Below are 16,124 nucleotides of genomic sequence, written 5' to 3'. Positions count from 1 at the left end.
GGAGTAGTAGACAATGCCAAAACGTACTGACATTAAAAGTATTCTTATTCTAGGTGCTGGCCCGATCGTTATCGGCCAAGCATGTGAATTCGATTACTCTGGTGCTCAAGCTTGTAAAGCGCTTCGCGAAGAAGGTTACCGAGTTATTCTTGTAAACTCGAACCCAGCGACAATCATGACTGACCCAGATATGGCAGATGCAACTTACATCGAGCCTATCCAATGGGAAGTTGTGCGTAACATCATCGCTAAAGAGAAGCCTGATGCAGTTCTACCTACTATGGGTGGCCAAACTGCATTGAACTGTGCTCTAGACCTAGAAAAGCACGGCGTTCTTGAAGAGTTCGGTGTTGAAATGATTGGTGCAACGGCTGACGCTATCGATAAAGCAGAAGACCGTTCACGCTTCGATAAAGCAATGAAAGCAATTGGCCTTGAGTGTCCGACTGCTGATACAGCGAAAACGATGGAAGAAGCTTACAAAGTTTTAGACATGGTTGGCTTCCCTTGTATCATTCGTCCATCGTTCACGATGGGTGGTACTGGTGGCGGTATCGCTTACAACAAAGAAGAATTTGAAGAAATCTGTCGTCGTGGTTTGGATTTATCTCCAACTAACGAACTTCTTATCGATGAATCACTTATCGGTTGGAAAGAGTACGAGATGGAAGTGGTTCGTGACAAAAACGACAACTGCATCATCGTATGTGCGATTGAAAACTTCGACCCTATGGGTATTCACACTGGTGACTCAATCACCGTGGCTCCAGCTCAAACGCTGACAGACAAAGAATACCAACTAATGCGTAACGCATCTCTAGCAGTACTGCGCGAGATTGGTGTTGAAACAGGTGGTTCAAACGTACAGTTTGGTATCAACCCGAAAGATGGCCGTATGGTTATCATCGAGATGAACCCACGTGTATCTCGCTCTTCTGCACTAGCATCTAAAGCAACAGGTTTCCCAATCGCTAAGATTGCAGCGAAACTGGCTGTTGGTTTCACGCTAGACGAGCTAATGAATGACATCACTGGCGGCGCAACTCCAGCATCATTCGAACCAACAATCGACTACGTAGTAACTAAGATTCCTCGTTTTAACTTCGAGAAATTTGCAGGTGCTAACGACCGTCTAACGACGCAAATGAAGTCGGTTGGTGAAGTTATGGCTATCGGCCGTAACCAACAAGAATCTCTACAAAAAGCACTTCGCGGCCTAGAAGTTGGCGCGACTGGTTTTGACGAAATGGTAGACCTAGATGCACCAGATGCTCTAACGACTATCCGTCACGAACTAAAAGAAGCTGGCGCAGAGCGTATTTGGTACATCGCTGACGCATTCCGTGCTGGTATGTCGGTAGATGGTGTATTCAACTTAACGCAAATCGACCGTTGGTTCCTAGTTCAAATCGAAGACATCGTTAAGCTAGAGCAAGAACTTAAAGCGAAAGGCTTTGCTGGTCTAAATAAAGACGAGCTAAACAAGCTTAAGCGTAAAGGTTTTGCTGATGCGCGCCTATCTAAGATTCTAGGTGTAGCAGAAAGCGAAATCCGTCGTCTACGTGACCAATACGATATCCACCCGGTGTACAAGCGTGTAGATACGTGTGCAGCTGAGTTCTCTTCAGATACGGCTTACATGTACTCATCTTACGATGACGAGTGTGAAGCAAACCCAACAGACAAAGAAAAAATCATGATTCTAGGCGGCGGTCCAAACCGTATCGGCCAAGGTATTGAATTTGACTACTGTTGTGTACACGCATCACTAGCGCTACGTGAAGATGGCTACGAAACTATCATGGTTAACTGTAACCCTGAGACAGTTTCTACAGACTACGATACGTCTGACCGTCTGTACTTCGAACCAGTAACTCTGGAAGACGTACTAGCAATTGCTCGCGTTGAGAAGCCAAAAGGCGTTATCGTTCAGTACGGTGGCCAAACGCCACTTAAACTGGCACGTGCTCTTGAAGCTGCTGGCGTACCAATCATCGGTACTAGCCCAGACGCAATCGACCGCGCAGAAGACCGTGAGCGTTTCCAAGTTGCTGTAGACCGTCTAGGCCTACTTCAACCAGAAAACGCGACAGTAACAACAATGGAGCAAGCGGTAGAGAAATCTCGCGAAATCGGCTTCCCACTGGTTGTACGTCCTTCTTACGTACTTGGTGGTCGTGCGATGGAAATCGTATACGACGAGCAAGACCTACGTCGCTACTTCAACGAAGCAGTAAGCGTATCAAACGAATCTCCAGTACTACTTGATAGCTTCCTAGATGACGCTGTTGAAGTTGACGTAGATGCGATTTGTGACGGTGAGCGCGTTGTAATCGGCGGTATCATGGAGCACATCGAGCAAGCGGGTGTTCACTCAGGTGACTCAGCATGTTCTCTTCCTGCATACACGCTAAGCCAAGAAATCCAAGACGTAATGCGCGAGCAAGTTGAAAAGCTAGCGTTCGAGTTGGGTGTTCGTGGTCTGATGAACACGCAGTTTGCTGTTAAGAACAATGAAGTGTACCTAATTGAGGTTAACCCTCGTGCAGCACGTACGGTTCCATTCGTATCTAAAGCAACTGGCGCGCCAATCGCTAAGATTGCCGCTCGTGTAATGGCGGGTCAATCTCTAGAGTCTCAAGGCTTTACGAAAGAAATCATCCCACCTTACTACTCAGTGAAAGAAGTTGTACTTCCATTCAACAAGTTCCCTGGTGTTGACCCACTGTTAGGCCCAGAAATGCGCTCTACTGGTGAAGTTATGGGTGTTGGTGCGACGTTCGCAGAAGCATACTCTAAAGCTGAATTGGGTTGTGGCAACATCTACCCAGAAGGCGGCCGTGCACTTCTTTCTGTTCGCGAAGGCGACAAAGAGCGTGTTGTTGACCTAGCATCTAAGCTATCTAAGCTTGGTTACCAGCTAGACGCAACGCACGGTACTGCGGTTATTCTTGGCGAAGCGGGCATCAACCCACGTCTAGTGAACAAGGTACACGAAGGTCGTCCTCACATTCTTGACCGTATCAAGAACAACGAGTACACGTACATCGTGAACACTGCAGCTGGCCGTCAAGCGATTGAAGATTCTAAAGTTCTTCGTCGTGGTGCATTGGCTGAGAAAGTTAACTACACGACTACGCTAAACGCTGCATTCGCGACTTGTATGGCGCACACTGCAGACGCGAAAACGTCAGTAACTTCAGTTCAAGAGCTACACGCTCAGGTTAAAGCTTCTCAAGCTTAATCGCCTAAAGTGTATCGCTGATAAGCGGATATAAATGCTCAAAGCCCACTCTTCGGAGTGGGCTTTTTTATGTCTGTTATTCCGCGGTAACTTAATGATGAATATTTGGAATAGGTTAGAATCTTGTGTTTCGTTATTGCTCGTCTGTCGTGAGTGGTAACTTGTCGCTACACAGGACTTTAAGGCGTTGGGTATATGGAAATCACTCTAGAAATATTGGCTATCTTGTTTGTTGTTGCAACGGCAGCAGGCTTTATTGATGCAATGGCTGGCGGCGGTGGGTTACTGACTCTACCTGCATTGCTAGCGGCTGGAGTTCCACCGACGCAGGCACTGGCAACCAACAAACTCCAAAGCTCATTTGGCAGCTTCTCTGCGAGTTGGTATTTCGTGCGCAACGGTATTGTCAGCATCAAAGAGATGCGCCTTGCTATCTTTTGTACCTTTATCGGCTCTGCTATTGGCGCCGAGTTAGTTCAGCACATTGATGCGAGCCTACTGACCAGTGTTATCCCACTGCTGCTTATCGCTATTTCCCTCTATTTCCTGTTAGCACCCCAAACTAGAGCGTCTGAAGGAAAACAGAAGATCTCTGAGGCGATGTTTGCTCTGTGTGTAGGTGGCGGTGTGGGTTTCTATGATGGCTTTTTTGGCCCTGGAACAGGTTCTATCTTCACTGTCTGCTTTGTTGCGATTGGTCACTTCTCGTTAGTCGATGCTACGGCGCGTACTAAAGTACTTAACTTCACCTCGAATATCGCTGCCTTAATTTTCTTTATTTTGGCTGGTTTACCTATTTGGGAGTTGGGATTAGTGATGGCGGTCGGCGGTTTTATGGGCGCTCAGCTTGGCGCTAAAGTGGTGGTGACAAAAGGGCAGAAATGGATTCGCCCCCTTGTGATCGTGATGTCGATGCTAATGGCGTCTAAACTGCTCTGGGAACAGCATCAAGAATGGATTCTATCAGTGTTTTAACTCGTGGAGACTGATAGCTATTTGGTCTGACACAGATATGAATCGGCCGAATCAAGCCTGCTAATTCGGTGAAGCTATACAGATATTGAGACTCAATATTGAGTGTTTTTACGATAGAGAGCGGGATCAACGCTGGCCCAGTCCCGCCCAATGCAAGTTGCGCCGCTGCGGTGTAGGCATCCATCTCCATCAAGGGTTTGATACCAAACTTCTCTAATACAGAAAGTTGATAAGAATTGGCAGGATTGGTCATGTCGTTAGTGATGACCATTGGAGGAAGCTCCGTTAGCGGTGACTTACTCACTATGTAAAACGGCTCATCAAATAGATGGAAGGTCATCAACCCATGATGCGGTGGCAGTAAGCCAGCACACAACCCCAATGTCGCCTTACCTGATTGCACTCGCTCTATGATTCTCGGCGTGTGGTTGGTAGTAATGGTGATGTATTTATCTTGCTGGATAAATTGGCCCATCATCTCACCTAAATAACCGGCTATCAGAGACTTAGAGCTGTCTAGGGTAATGAGAGTGGTATCTTCCAACTCTTGCTGCTCATAAATAAGCCCGCGAAGTTCATTGAATGTAGGGCCAATACTCTCGATTAATGCTATCGCATCTGGCGTGAGTTTTATCTGTCGGCCACTCGGTTCAATGAGCTTTTTACCTAGCTTCTTTTCTAAATTCGCAATCCGTTTGCTGACCGCTGATTGGCTGATATAAAGCAAACTGCCTGTGCGGCTCATGGTCTTGGCTTTACTCAATACCAGTAGAGTTTCGATTCCTTCGAGTAGCATTGGGTTATATTCATGAAAGTTGGGAATGATTGTTTCAACTTACCTCAAACAACGTTCATTCTCTAGTCTTGGGCTCATAGATATCAAACAAGCTAGGAGTTTTGAAGCTAGCCCGTCAGTTAATTAGTTAGTTAGGTTCTTTTTACTAGACTTGCGATGCGCTGACCAAAATAGAAAGCAGTCTGAAGATCGTTACTGTTGATGTGATTACTGGTGTTATCTGCCGTCTCATCTTCACTGGCGACCAAACCAATGCTTGATCCTGTGCGATTCAAACCTAAGTCATCAATGTGCTTTGAGATATCAAGCCCAGCCCAAATCATGCCATGCTGACAAGCCAGAGTGAAAAAGCTCAACAAGGTTTGTTGTTGTTCACCGTTAAGGCTGCCACCAGTGGTAAAACCGGCTGCGAGTTTATTTCGCCATGCTTTCTTACAATAGCTATCACTACTTGCATCCATAAAGCTCTTAAACTGCGCGGCTGGTGAACCCATATAAGTCGGGGAGCCAAAGATAATGGCGTCACAGTTGTCTAATGACTTGAGCTTATCATCATTGTCATATCTTCCTTCGAACACTTCAGAAGATAGCACTTCGACAAGGAGTACTGAGTTAGGTTGTTGAGTGTTAATGCCTTCAGCGATTGTCTCAGCGACTTGCTTAGTTGCTCCATTCTTAGAGAAGAAAACAATGCCCACTTTACCAATACTCATCTTGAACTCCCTTTTGCCAATGTTAGTAAATAAAATTCTTTATAAAGATATTTGTTTATTAATATAGCTCGTGGATTAGATAAGTAAATAAAAAACATTACTAACTTAATGAGCTAATGGACTAACTAAATTGAGTGTTAGGAAAAGAAGGGATCTTTGAAGAGTGGAAATCGAGGGTATCAGTGATTTGAAAACGGATTTAAAAAGACTCCTTTGCGGAGCCTTTCACTTTGTAACGATAGCTTATTTGATGGCGAAGGTCGGCAATGATAAATGCCAACGAATGGCGCCAAGCCTGATCAATAGTGTTGAGAACACGCCGGCCAAAAATGCAGTTTCTGAATCGTGCCCCATACTGATCGCCATGGTATGGAAAGCGCCACCAATGATACAAGCGGTCGCGTAGACTTCACTTCTTAGAATCATAGGCACTTCACGGGCAAGCACGTCACGGATAATACCGCCACCGCAGCCAGTGATGACACCCATAATGATGGCCACTAGTGCTGAATCTTGATAGATAAGCGCTTTTTCTACACCAATGCCAACAAACACCGCTAGGCCAATCGCATCACATACCGGCAATATCCACCAAGCCAGACGTTTCGGGCGTCTTACAATAATCATGGTCAGCAAACAAGTGATGATGATGACCCAAAGGTAGGTGGTATCGGTGATCCAAAATACGGGAGTCGCGCCCAGAGCCATGTCTCGAATTGTACCGCCACCAATTGCGGTAACACTGCCTAGAACGGCGACGCCAAAGGGATCCATCTTAAGACGGCCAGCGACAAATACGCCTGAGACAGCAAAGATGGCAGTGCCAAATAAATCGATAATATAAAGCAGCATGGAGTCCATGATACTGGTGCTCTTATAGTTAAAATTGTAGGGACAGGTCGGTGGCGAATTGTACGAAAAAACGCAGCAAATAGTTAGTGATTTTGCCTAGCTCTATCGAAGAAATCGCACACTTGTTGGATCGCTTTCAAAGTTCTTGTTGTCGGGCGATTAATCCAGTCTGAATTGAGGGACCAAATCTGATTTTGAGCGACTGCTGGGATCTCATCTTCCCATGTTTGCCACATGGTTTCATTCTCAATCGCGTGCTGAGAAGTGAAGATCACTTGCGGTTTTCTTAATACAACTTGTTCAATACCAACTTGCGGATAAGGAGAGGCGCTGTCTTCAAAAATATTGTGGCCACCACAAAACTCAAACACCTCACTTGGCCAGTGTCCTTGAGCAACAGTGATGATCGGCTTTTCACTGAGCTGGTAGAAGTAGTTTACTGGCTCGGCATCTTTGTATTTTAGTCTCAACGCGTTGAGCTGCTCTCGGTATTGCTGAGCGTTATTTTCGCCAATACTGGGATCGCTAGCGTATTGGCTGAGTTGTTCAATATTGGTTGCGATACTGTCTAGGCTTTTGGTCTTGGAGTAGTAAATATTAAAACCAAATTGCTCAAGTTTCGCGAGCTCTCTGGGCGGGTTTCCGGCTGGCCACGCAAGAATCAAATCAGGCTGAAGTGCGATGATCTTCTCAACCTTGATGCCTTGATAGTTTGCCACTTTTTCAAGCTTGTCGGCTTGCGGTGGGTAATCACTTCGTTCACTTACGGCGACAAGGTTGTTACCTAAACCTGCGCTGTACGCGAGCTCAGTGGCATGAGGAGCAAGGCTGACCACGCGTTGAGCCGGCTGTACTTGTTCTTGAGTCAGTGGTGCTTCTTCTGCAAATGATAAAGGCAGCCATAAGCTGGAAGACAAAAGAGTAAGACTTGTAATAAGTGCTGAAGATTTCACTCTAAATCCCTTGGTGAATAAATAGTAAGACTAGGCTTTGTAAAAATATCCAGATAGCGATGCGACCAAAGAGTAGTTTCTGAACCTGAGATAGATGCAGAGCTGACGGTGCGATTCTTCCGCCTAATTTTGCGCGAATGGCTTTGGTGTTGTCGTAAATAGCAGGGCCACCCAATGATAGTTCCAGCTTGTTGCCAACGGCCGTGATCAACCAGGCAGGGCCGGGCAGTGGCCAAGAGCGACTTTGGACTAACATCATCTTAAATGTGTGCGTTGCTTTATCACCACATACGATCATCAAAGCAAAAAAACGCATCGGTATAAATTCGAGAATAGCGACTATCTTGATCGCCGTTGAGCCGAATGGAGAAAATTGCTTGCGACTTGGCGACCAAGCTCGAGCTAACTCAACCAAAAGGCGATACATTAACGCGGCGATTCCACCACCAATGGCGTACCAGAACAACACACAAACTACGTTACGAGCGTAACCCATGATGATGGTTTCTGTGGCGGCTTTGCCTAGGCCAAGTGACGAAAGTGATTCGGTTTGACGATTGACAATCGGAGCCAGTAACTGACGAGCGGCCGCTTTATCTTCTCGGCCAAGTGCTTTGATCAGTTGGTTAGCCAGCTTTTCATTATTGCGCCAATCAATCGCGAGTAATAACAGTGCCAATTCAAACAGTTGAGATTGCCAAACCAATGGTTGCAGTGCCAAGAGAATAACCAGAGTTGGCAGTACCATTAACCCCCAGGCTAATGTGCCTGAGATTAAACTTTGGGAATAGTTGTGGTTGTTATTAACCTTGCTTGCTAAAAGCTCAGCAAACTTATGCCATAAGGTTGTGGGGTGTGCGGCATGGGGGATAGGTAAAACCAAATGAAAAAGCAGTGCTCCCCACATTACAAGGAGCACGCCATTTGCAAATACCTGATCAAACAGTGTTTGCATGTCTAGTCGCTTACTTTAGTAGGGCAACCATCTTGATAACCATTTCAGAAGAGCTTTGCGCTGCTAGTGGCAGGAACTCTTCGAAGCTCATTGGTGATTCTTTGTCTGCAACATCAGAGATTGCACGAACAACCACGAATGGTACTTGGAATTGGTGACAAGCTTGAGCGATAGCCGATGCTTCCATCTCTACAGCAACAACTGATGGGAAGTGCTTGCGGATGAACTCTTGGCGTTCTACTGTGCAAACAAATGCGTCGCCAGTACAGATAAGACCGCGAACGGCATGCTTATCTTCCATTTGTGCTAGAGCTTGTTCAGCAACAGCCATCAGGTTGTCGTCAGCTTTGAACGCTGCAGGTTGACCTGCCATTTGGCCGATTTCGTAACCGAAAGCTGTAACGTCTGCATCGTGGTGACGAACTTCAGTTGAAATAACCACATCGCCAAGGTTCAGTGTTGAATCAAAGCCGCCAGCAGAGCCCGTGTTAAGAACGACATCTGGTTGGTATTCGCTTAGTAGGATTGAAGTACCAACAGCCGCTGCTACTTTACCAATTCCAGATTGAAGCAAAACAACGTCAACACCATTTAGCTGACCAGAGAAAAAGGTACAACCGCCTTTATTAACTTCAGTAATGTCTGAAATTGCTGCTTTTAGGATCGCAACTTCTTGCTCCATTGCGCCAATGATGCCGATTTTCATGTGTAGTCTCTTATAAAAAATATTTAAACAGTAGAGCGAAATTGTAGCATGGATAAGAAGTGTCGAGCGACTGCCCAGAGACACTTCTCTTCCGATTAGCAGCGATTTATCTGCGTATTCTTTTATCTATTTGATTAGGCCTTCGCTTTTCAAGCTAGCACGAAGTTGTTCAGCTCGTTTTCGGTTTACGCCAAAATCAGAATGGCCAGTACGAGACTCTGAACGCACGATCAGTTTGCCATCGGTGATTTTAAGTTCTAAGTCATCGACAAAGCGCATGATGCGCGAAGTACATTCAACACGCAGATAATCTTCTGTTTTACTCGCGGTTTTTGCGCCCGGTAAGGTCAGCGCAACCTGCTCAATCGCATCTAAGTTCGCTGAATCTGACAACTCAAACGCGGCCAATGCGTGCTGCTCACGGTCATCTTGAGTTGATACGCAGTTTGGTTTGTCCCCACAAGGTGATGAAGTTCTGTCTTTCATGTCCGTGATTCCTTGGCTGCAAGCGGTTAAAGTCAAAAGAGATAGTGAGAGGAGAGCGGCTTTTTTCATAGTGTTTCCTATGGCTTTGCTTTAATTTTAATTGTAGTTCTCGGTATTCGTTAATTTGCGATTGCTTTACGTATTCTTTGTTATGCCGTTGGTAAACGTATCGAACTTAAAAAAGGATCCATATACGGATCCTCTTTTTATAGTAACGGCTTGATTAATAGAGGAAACCTTAGACTAGGGCGTGTTGACCTTTCGTGGTTAAATTTTGTTCGAGATAAAAGCGTTTTAATCGCGGCGAGGGGGAAGTAGCCTAGTCTCTCTAAGCAAATCTCACTCAACAAAGAGTAAAACGCTTTTAGCCGAACCCTTCGGGCAGCGTTTGCTGGTCATTTCTACTACGTTATCGGCTTCTCATGTAGGCTAGCTACACATCGACGCCTCTGCCTTGTATAAATACCCAGCAACTCGCTGCAAAAATCAGCTCGAAAGATCAACACGCCCTAATCACACTTCTAGGTAATCCAAGATCCCTTCTGCGGCTTTACGGCCTTCATCGATAGCGGTCACCACTAAGTCAGATCCTCGAACCGCATCACCACCTGCAAAGATCTTGCTGTTGGTGGTTTGGTATTGAAACTCTTGTTTGCCAGGAGCCTTGATGCGACCCCATTGATCGAGCTCCACACCGAAAGGTTCTAGCCATTCCATCGCATGAGGTTGGAAACCAAATGCCATGATAACGGCATCTGCTTCAAGAACATGCTCACTGCCTTCTACAGGTTCCGGGCGACGACGGCCTGCTTCATCAGGTTCACCCAAAGCGGTTTTCACGAATTTAACGCCAACCACACGACCAGCGCTGTTAAGCTCTAAGCCAATAGGTTGGAGGTTGAACTTGAACTTCACACCCTCTTCACGCGCATTCTTCACCTCACGGCGAGAGCCCGGCATATTGGCTTCATCTCGGCGGTAAGCACAGACAACATTAGCTGCATGTTGGCGAATCGAGGTTCTTACACAGTCCATCGCGGTATCACCACCACCAAGCACGACCACCTTCTTGCCTTTCATGTCGATAAACGGCGTTGGGTTATCCAGTTCCATGACCTTGTAGGTATTGGAAACAAGAAATGGCAGGGCATCATAAACGCCCGGTGCATCTTCGTTGTCTAAACCTGCACGCATGTTTTTATAGGTACCGACACCTAAGAAGACAGCATCGTAGTCATCGACCAGTTGTTGTAGTTGAACGTCTTTGCCGACCTCGGTATTCATCTTAAATTCGACCCCCATGCCACTAAAGATACGGCGACGGTTTTCCATGATGCCTTTCTCGAGTTTGAACGATGGGATACCAAACGTGAGCAGGCCACCGATTTCCGGATAGCGGTCAAATACTACGGCCTTCACACCGTTTCGAACTAAGATGTCAGCAGCAGCAAGACCGGCAGGGCCTGCGCCAATGATTGCGACCTTTTTGTCGGTCCATTCGACATGCGACATGTCTGGTTTCCAGCCCATCTCAAACGCTTTGTCATTGATGTACTTTTCAATGTTGCCAATGGTGACTGCGCCGAAATCGTCGTTGAGGGTACAAGAACCTTCACACAAACGGTCTTGAGGGCAGACTCGGCCGCAAACTTCAGGCAAGCTGTTGGTTTGGTGAGACAATTCAGCGGCTTCGATAATGCGCCCTTCATTGGCAAGTTTGAGCCATTGAGGGATGTAGTTATGGACTGGACACTTCCATTCACAGTAAGGGTTACCACAGTCTAAACAGCGGTCAGCTTGCGCCTTGGCTTGTTGTTTAGTGAAAGGTTCGTAGATCTCTACAAACTCAATCTTACGTATTTTGATTGGTTTCTTCGCTGGATCTACGCGATTCACATCAATAAATTGGTATACATTCTGGCTCATTATTGGCTCCTTCCAATTATTGCGCTTGAACACGAAGTTCAGCAGAGCTGCGGCTTTGGTGGCCGAGCAGGGTGTTGAGATCCGCCGTCTTTGGCTTCACTAGGTAGAACTTCGGAATCCATTCATCAAAGTTCGCCAGAATCGCTTCAGCGTGTACTGAACCTGTCTCTTCTAAGTGCTCTGCAATTAAACCACGTAGATGTTCTTGGTGGATGTATAGGTCAGACAGAGAAAGTGCTTCAACCGATTCGTTGTTCACTCGGCCTTGGAAGTCTTCGTTCTTATCCATCACATAAGCAAAACCACCTGTCATACCGGCGCCGAAGTTGACCCCGGTTGCGCCAAGAATGGCAACAATACCGCCAGTCATATACTCACAAGCGTTGTCGCCTGCGCCTTCAATCACAGCGACGGTACCTGAGTTACGTACGCCAAATCGTTCGCCTGCGGTACCTGCTGCAAATAGCTTGCCTCCGGTTGCACCATACAAACAGGTGTTACCGATGATGGTCGCTTCGTTACAAACAAATGCAGTGCCTTGGTGAGGCTTGATAACCACCTTACCGCCCGCCATGCCTTTGCCAACATAGTCATTAGCATCGCCCGTTAGGTACAACTCGACGCCACCGGCGTTCCAAACCGCAAATGATTGGCCTGCGGTACCATCGAGGTATAACTTAATCGGTGACCCTGCCATACCTTGGTTGCCGTAGCGTTTCGCTATTTCACCTGAGATACGAGCGCCAATAGAGCGATCGGTGTTGATCACGTTGTAGTAGAGACTGGTGGACTGTCGCTTCTCAATTGCATCGTGCGCATCATCAAGGATCTGCTGGTTGAGCTGAGCCTTATCAAATGGTGCGTTTGGCTCAGTCCAAAACAGTGGGTGACCTTCTGGAGATACCGGAGCTTCGAGTATTGAAGATAGGTCGAGTTTGCTCTGTTTCGCGGTGAGGCCTTGAACGGCTTCAAGCAAATCCGTACGACCAATCAAGTCGGTGAGCTTTTCGACGCCAAGTTCTGCAAGGTATTGGCGAACTTCATCGGCTAGGCCAGTAAAGTAGTTCACCACCATGTTAGGCAGGCCTTTGAAGTATTCACGGCGTAGCGTTTCATCTTGAGTCGCAACACCCGTCGCACAGTTGTTTAGGTGACAAATTCGTAAGAACTTACAACCCATTGCGACCATTGGTGCGGTACCAAAACCAAAGCTTTCTGCACCGAGAATCGCACCTTTAATGACATCAAGGCCAGTTTTCAGACCACCATCGACTTGCAAGCGGATCTTATGACGCAGGCCATTGGCAACCAATGCTTGTTGAGTTTCTGCTAGCCCTAACTCCCAAGGACAACCTGCGTATTTAACCGAGGTCAGTGGACTTGCCGCGGTACCGCCATCGTAGCCGGAAATGGTGATCAGATCGGCATAGGCTTTTGCTACACCAGTTGCAATCGTACCTACACCCGGTTCCGAGACTAACTTCACTGAAACCAAGGCTTTAGGGTTCACTTGTTTAAGATCGAAAATCAGCTGCGCTAGATCCTCGATAGAATAAATATCGTGATGTGGAGGAGGGGAGATCAGTGTCACCCCTTGAACTGAGTATCTCAACTTAGCGATTTCTGCGGTAACTTTATGACCGGGCAGTTGACCACCTTCTCCGGGCTTCGCACCTTGTGCGACCTTGATTTGTAGAACATCCGCATTGGTTAAGTAATGTGGTGTCACACCAAAACGGCCCGAGGCTATTTGCTTAATGCGAGAGTTACGGTCAGTCCCAAAACGTCGTGGGTCTTCACCACCTTCACCAGAGTTGGAGTAACCACCCAAGCGGTTCATCGCCATTGCTAATGCTTCGTGCGCTTCTGGGCTCAACGCGCCAATCGACATCGCCGCAGAGTCGAAGCGTTTAAACAGATCGCTGCTAGGTTCTACTTGCTCTAGTGGTAGAGGTTGATCGGCTTTTTTGAGGCTCATTAAGTCGCGTAACATCGCGGCTGGTCGAGCATTCACTTGCTTAGCAAAAGAGAGATAATCCGATGTTTCACCTGTTTTTACTGCGGTTTGCAGAGTGCCAACTACATCAGGGTTATAGGCGTGATATTCGCCGCCGTGTACGTATTTAAGTAAACCACCGTGTTCGATCGGCTTGCGCTTAGTCCATGCCTTACGCGATAGGTTATAGATATCTTGTTGGAAATCGCTAAAGCTAGCACCTTGGATTCGAGTGGTAACTCCGCGGAAACAGAGCTCAACTATATCCGAATGTAGGCCAACAGCTTCGAACAGCTGTGAACAGCGATAAGAGGCAATAGTTGAAATACCCATCTTCGACATGATCTTGTACAGTCCTTTGTTGATGCCGTTTTGGTAATTTTGCATTGCGGTACGATAGTCTTTGTCTAAAGAGCCATCATCCAGCATTTTACCTAACGCTTCATAAGCGAGGTATGGGTAAACTGCGGTAGCACCGAAGCCAAGCAGCACGGCAAATTGGTGTGGGTCGCGCGCAGTTGCGGTTTCGACCACGATGTTGGCATCACATCTTAGGTTGTTGTCAGCAAGTCTGGTTTGCACCGCACCGACAGCCATCGCTGCTGGAACTGGCAGTTTACCTTTTTCTAAACCTTTGTCTGAAAGCACAATCAGCACAGCACCATCACGCACTTCTTGAACCGCACGATCACACAAGTCATTGATGGCTTGTTCGAGACCTTGCTGAGTCGGATCGTAGTGTAGGCTTAGAATTGCGTGACCATAGTGTTTTTGATTTAACTGCAGAAGTTGCTGCATGTCAGAGTAGAGAAGAACGGGCGAGCTAAATGTCACACGGTAGGCGTGACCATCTGTTTCGCAGAACACATTCATCTCTTTACCGATACTGGTCGCTAAAGACATCACGTGTTTTTCACGCAATGGATCGATCGGCGGGTTGGTGACCTGTGCAAATTTTTGACGGAAATAATCAGTGATGAGACGCTCTTTAGAAGAGAGTACGGCCATTGGCGTATCATCGCCCATCGAGCCTACCGCTTCTTGTCCCATATCACCAAGCACACGCAGTACTTGGTCTGATTCTTCGTTGCTCATCGCAAACTGTTTTTGGTAGGTCTTGAGCGTGTCATCATCAAAGCTGCGCTTACCGACTTGCTCATCGGGCAGATCGGAAAACGGTGTGAGTTTGTGAACGTTCTTTTCCATCCACTCTTTATAAGGGTGACGACCTTTAAGGTCATTGTCGATCTCGTTAGATTGCCACAATTTACCGCGGCGCGTATCTATGACGAGCAATTCACCTGGGCCGACACGCCCTTTTTCTGCAACTTCATCCGGTGCGTAATTCCAGATACCGACCTCAGATGCTAGCGTGATTAGGTTGTCTTTGGTAATCACATAACGCGCAGGACGCAGGCCATTTCTATCTAGGTTACACGCAGCGTAACGACCATCAGAAAGAACGATACCTGCAGGGCCATCCCACGGTTCCATGTGCTTAGAGTTGAAGTCGTAGAATGCACGCAGATCTGGGTCCATATCTGGGTGATTTTGCCAAGCGGGCGGCACAAGCATGCGCATCGCTCGGAACACATCCATACCACCGGCAAGGAACAGGTCAAGCATGTTATCTAGGCTTGATGAATCTGAGCCAGTCTCATTCACAAAGGGTGCAGCGGTTTGTAAGTCTGGCAGCAACGGAGAAGAGAATTTATAGGCACGAGCCTTAGCCCACTGACGGTTGCCTTCAATGGTATTGATCTCACCATTATGTGCCAAATAGCGGAATGGTTGAGCCAGTGGCCAACGTGGCTGAGTATTGGTTGAAAAGCGCTGGTGGAACAGACATATCGCCGATTCCATACGTAAGTCAGCAAGATCGAGGTAAAATCGCGGAAGATCGGCCGGCATACACAGACCTTTGTAAACCATGACTTGTGTCGAAAGGCTACAAATATAGAAATCTTTGTCTTCGCTGATCTGCTTTTCAATTCTACGACGAGCGATATAAAGGCGTCGTTCAATATCGCGTTCACGCCAACCCGCGGGTGCTGAGATAAAGACTTGCTGAATATTGGGAACGGAATCTTTGGCAATCGGACCTAATACGTCGGTGTTGGTCGGCACGACACGCCAACCTGCAACCGTTAAGGTCTCTTGAGCGAGCTCTTTATTGACGATGTCTTGCGCGGTTTGCGCTTTGATTGGATCTTGGCTGAAGAAAATCATGCCAACAGCGTATTGCTTGCCGAGCTTGAAGCTATTCTCTTCTGCAATAATTCTGAGATAAGAGTCTGGCTTCTGAAGCAATAAGCCACAGCCATCTCCTGTTTTACCATCCGCAGCAATACCGCCACGGTGTGTCATACGATCGAGGGCTGAAATAGCAGTTCGTACCAACTTATGACTCGGTTGGCCTTCCATTTGCGCTATTAAACCAAATCCACAGTTGTCTTTTTCAAGACTAGGATCATATAGAGCCATTGCAATTCTCCCTTTTGCTTCTCTGTCATCCAGACAGT

The 16,124-nt window shown here is 47.0% G+C and carries 11 protein-coding genes; 2 read left to right on the top strand and 9 right to left on the bottom strand.

What is annotated here, in order from left to right; genetic code table 11:
• Nucleotides 1-13 precede the first annotated feature (13 nt).
• Entirely contained in the window at nt 14-3,244 is a 3,231-nt protein-coding gene (gene carB / locus OCV20_RS14335; RefSeq protein ID WP_017059294.1) for a carbamoyl-phosphate synthase large subunit, read from the top strand.
• Between the two features lie 195 nt (nt 3,245-3,439).
• Nucleotides 3,440-4,219, top strand: coding sequence for a TSUP family transporter (locus OCV20_RS14330; protein ID WP_086773770.1), 780 nt, complete (start codon nt 3,440-3,442; stop codon nt 4,217-4,219).
• Here the strand turns inward: OCV20_RS14330 and OCV20_RS14325 are convergent.
• The 9 genes from OCV20_RS14325 to gltB form a co-directional block, all read right to left on the bottom strand.
• Nucleotides 4,170-5,015, bottom strand: a complete 846-nt coding sequence (locus OCV20_RS14325; RefSeq protein WP_086773769.1) for a LysR family transcriptional regulator — start codon at nt 5,013-5,015, stop codon at nt 4,170-4,172. The genes OCV20_RS14330 and OCV20_RS14325 overlap by 50 nt on opposite strands.
• Nucleotides 5,016-5,146: 131 nt before the next feature.
• Nucleotides 5,147-5,728, bottom strand: a complete 582-nt coding sequence (locus tag OCV20_RS14320) for a flavodoxin family protein (RefSeq protein ID WP_086773768.1) — start codon at nt 5,726-5,728, stop codon at nt 5,147-5,149.
• A 243-nt stretch (nt 5,729-5,971) separates the two neighbouring features.
• The gene (locus OCV20_RS14315; RefSeq protein ID WP_050649519.1) at nt 5,972-6,589 is read right to left on the bottom strand and encodes a TRIC cation channel family protein; all 618 of its coding nucleotides are present in this window, start codon (nt 6,587-6,589) and stop codon (nt 5,972-5,974) included.
• 74 nt (nt 6,590-6,663) lie between these two features.
• On the bottom strand, nt 6,664-7,533 hold the full coding sequence (gene btuF, locus OCV20_RS14310; protein ID WP_086773767.1) for a vitamin B12 ABC transporter substrate-binding protein BtuF: 870 nt from the start codon (nt 7,531-7,533) through the stop codon (nt 6,664-6,666).
• A 1-nt stretch (nt 7,534) separates the two neighbouring features.
• On the bottom strand, nt 7,535-8,488 hold the full coding sequence (locus OCV20_RS14305; RefSeq protein ID WP_086773766.1) for a cobalamin biosynthesis family protein: 954 nt from the start codon (nt 8,486-8,488) through the stop codon (nt 7,535-7,537).
• 10 nt (nt 8,489-8,498) lie between these two features.
• Complete coding sequence (mtnN, locus tag OCV20_RS14300; RefSeq protein WP_086773765.1) at nt 8,499-9,194, bottom strand: 5'-methylthioadenosine/S-adenosylhomocysteine nucleosidase; 696 nt, start codon at nt 9,192-9,194, stop codon at nt 8,499-8,501.
• Nucleotides 9,195-9,320: 126 nt separating this feature from the next.
• On the bottom strand, nt 9,321-9,749 hold the full coding sequence (locus tag OCV20_RS14295; RefSeq protein WP_086773763.1) for a DUF1499 domain-containing protein: 429 nt from the start codon (nt 9,747-9,749) through the stop codon (nt 9,321-9,323).
• Between the two features lie 444 nt (nt 9,750-10,193).
• Nucleotides 10,194-11,606 (bottom strand): FAD-dependent oxidoreductase, encoded by a 1,413-nt coding sequence (locus OCV20_RS14290; protein ID WP_050635048.1) that lies wholly within the window; start codon nt 11,604-11,606, stop codon nt 10,194-10,196.
• Nucleotides 11,607-11,622: 16 nt separating this feature from the next.
• Nucleotides 11,623-16,086 carry a glutamate synthase large subunit gene (gene gltB / locus OCV20_RS14285; protein ID WP_086773762.1) on the bottom strand — a complete coding sequence of 1,488 codons (4,464 nt, stop codon included), beginning with the start codon at nt 16,084-16,086 and terminating at the stop codon, nt 11,623-11,625.
• Between the last annotated feature and the right edge of the window lie 38 nt (nt 16,087-16,124).

Source organism: Vibrio coralliirubri, from assembly GCF_024347375.1.
In the GTDB taxonomy this organism is placed as follows: domain Bacteria; phylum Pseudomonadota; class Gammaproteobacteria; order Enterobacterales; family Vibrionaceae; genus Vibrio; species Vibrio coralliirubri.
Note: the sequence above shows the minus strand (reverse complement) of the source record. Positions and strands in the feature narration are given on the sequence as shown.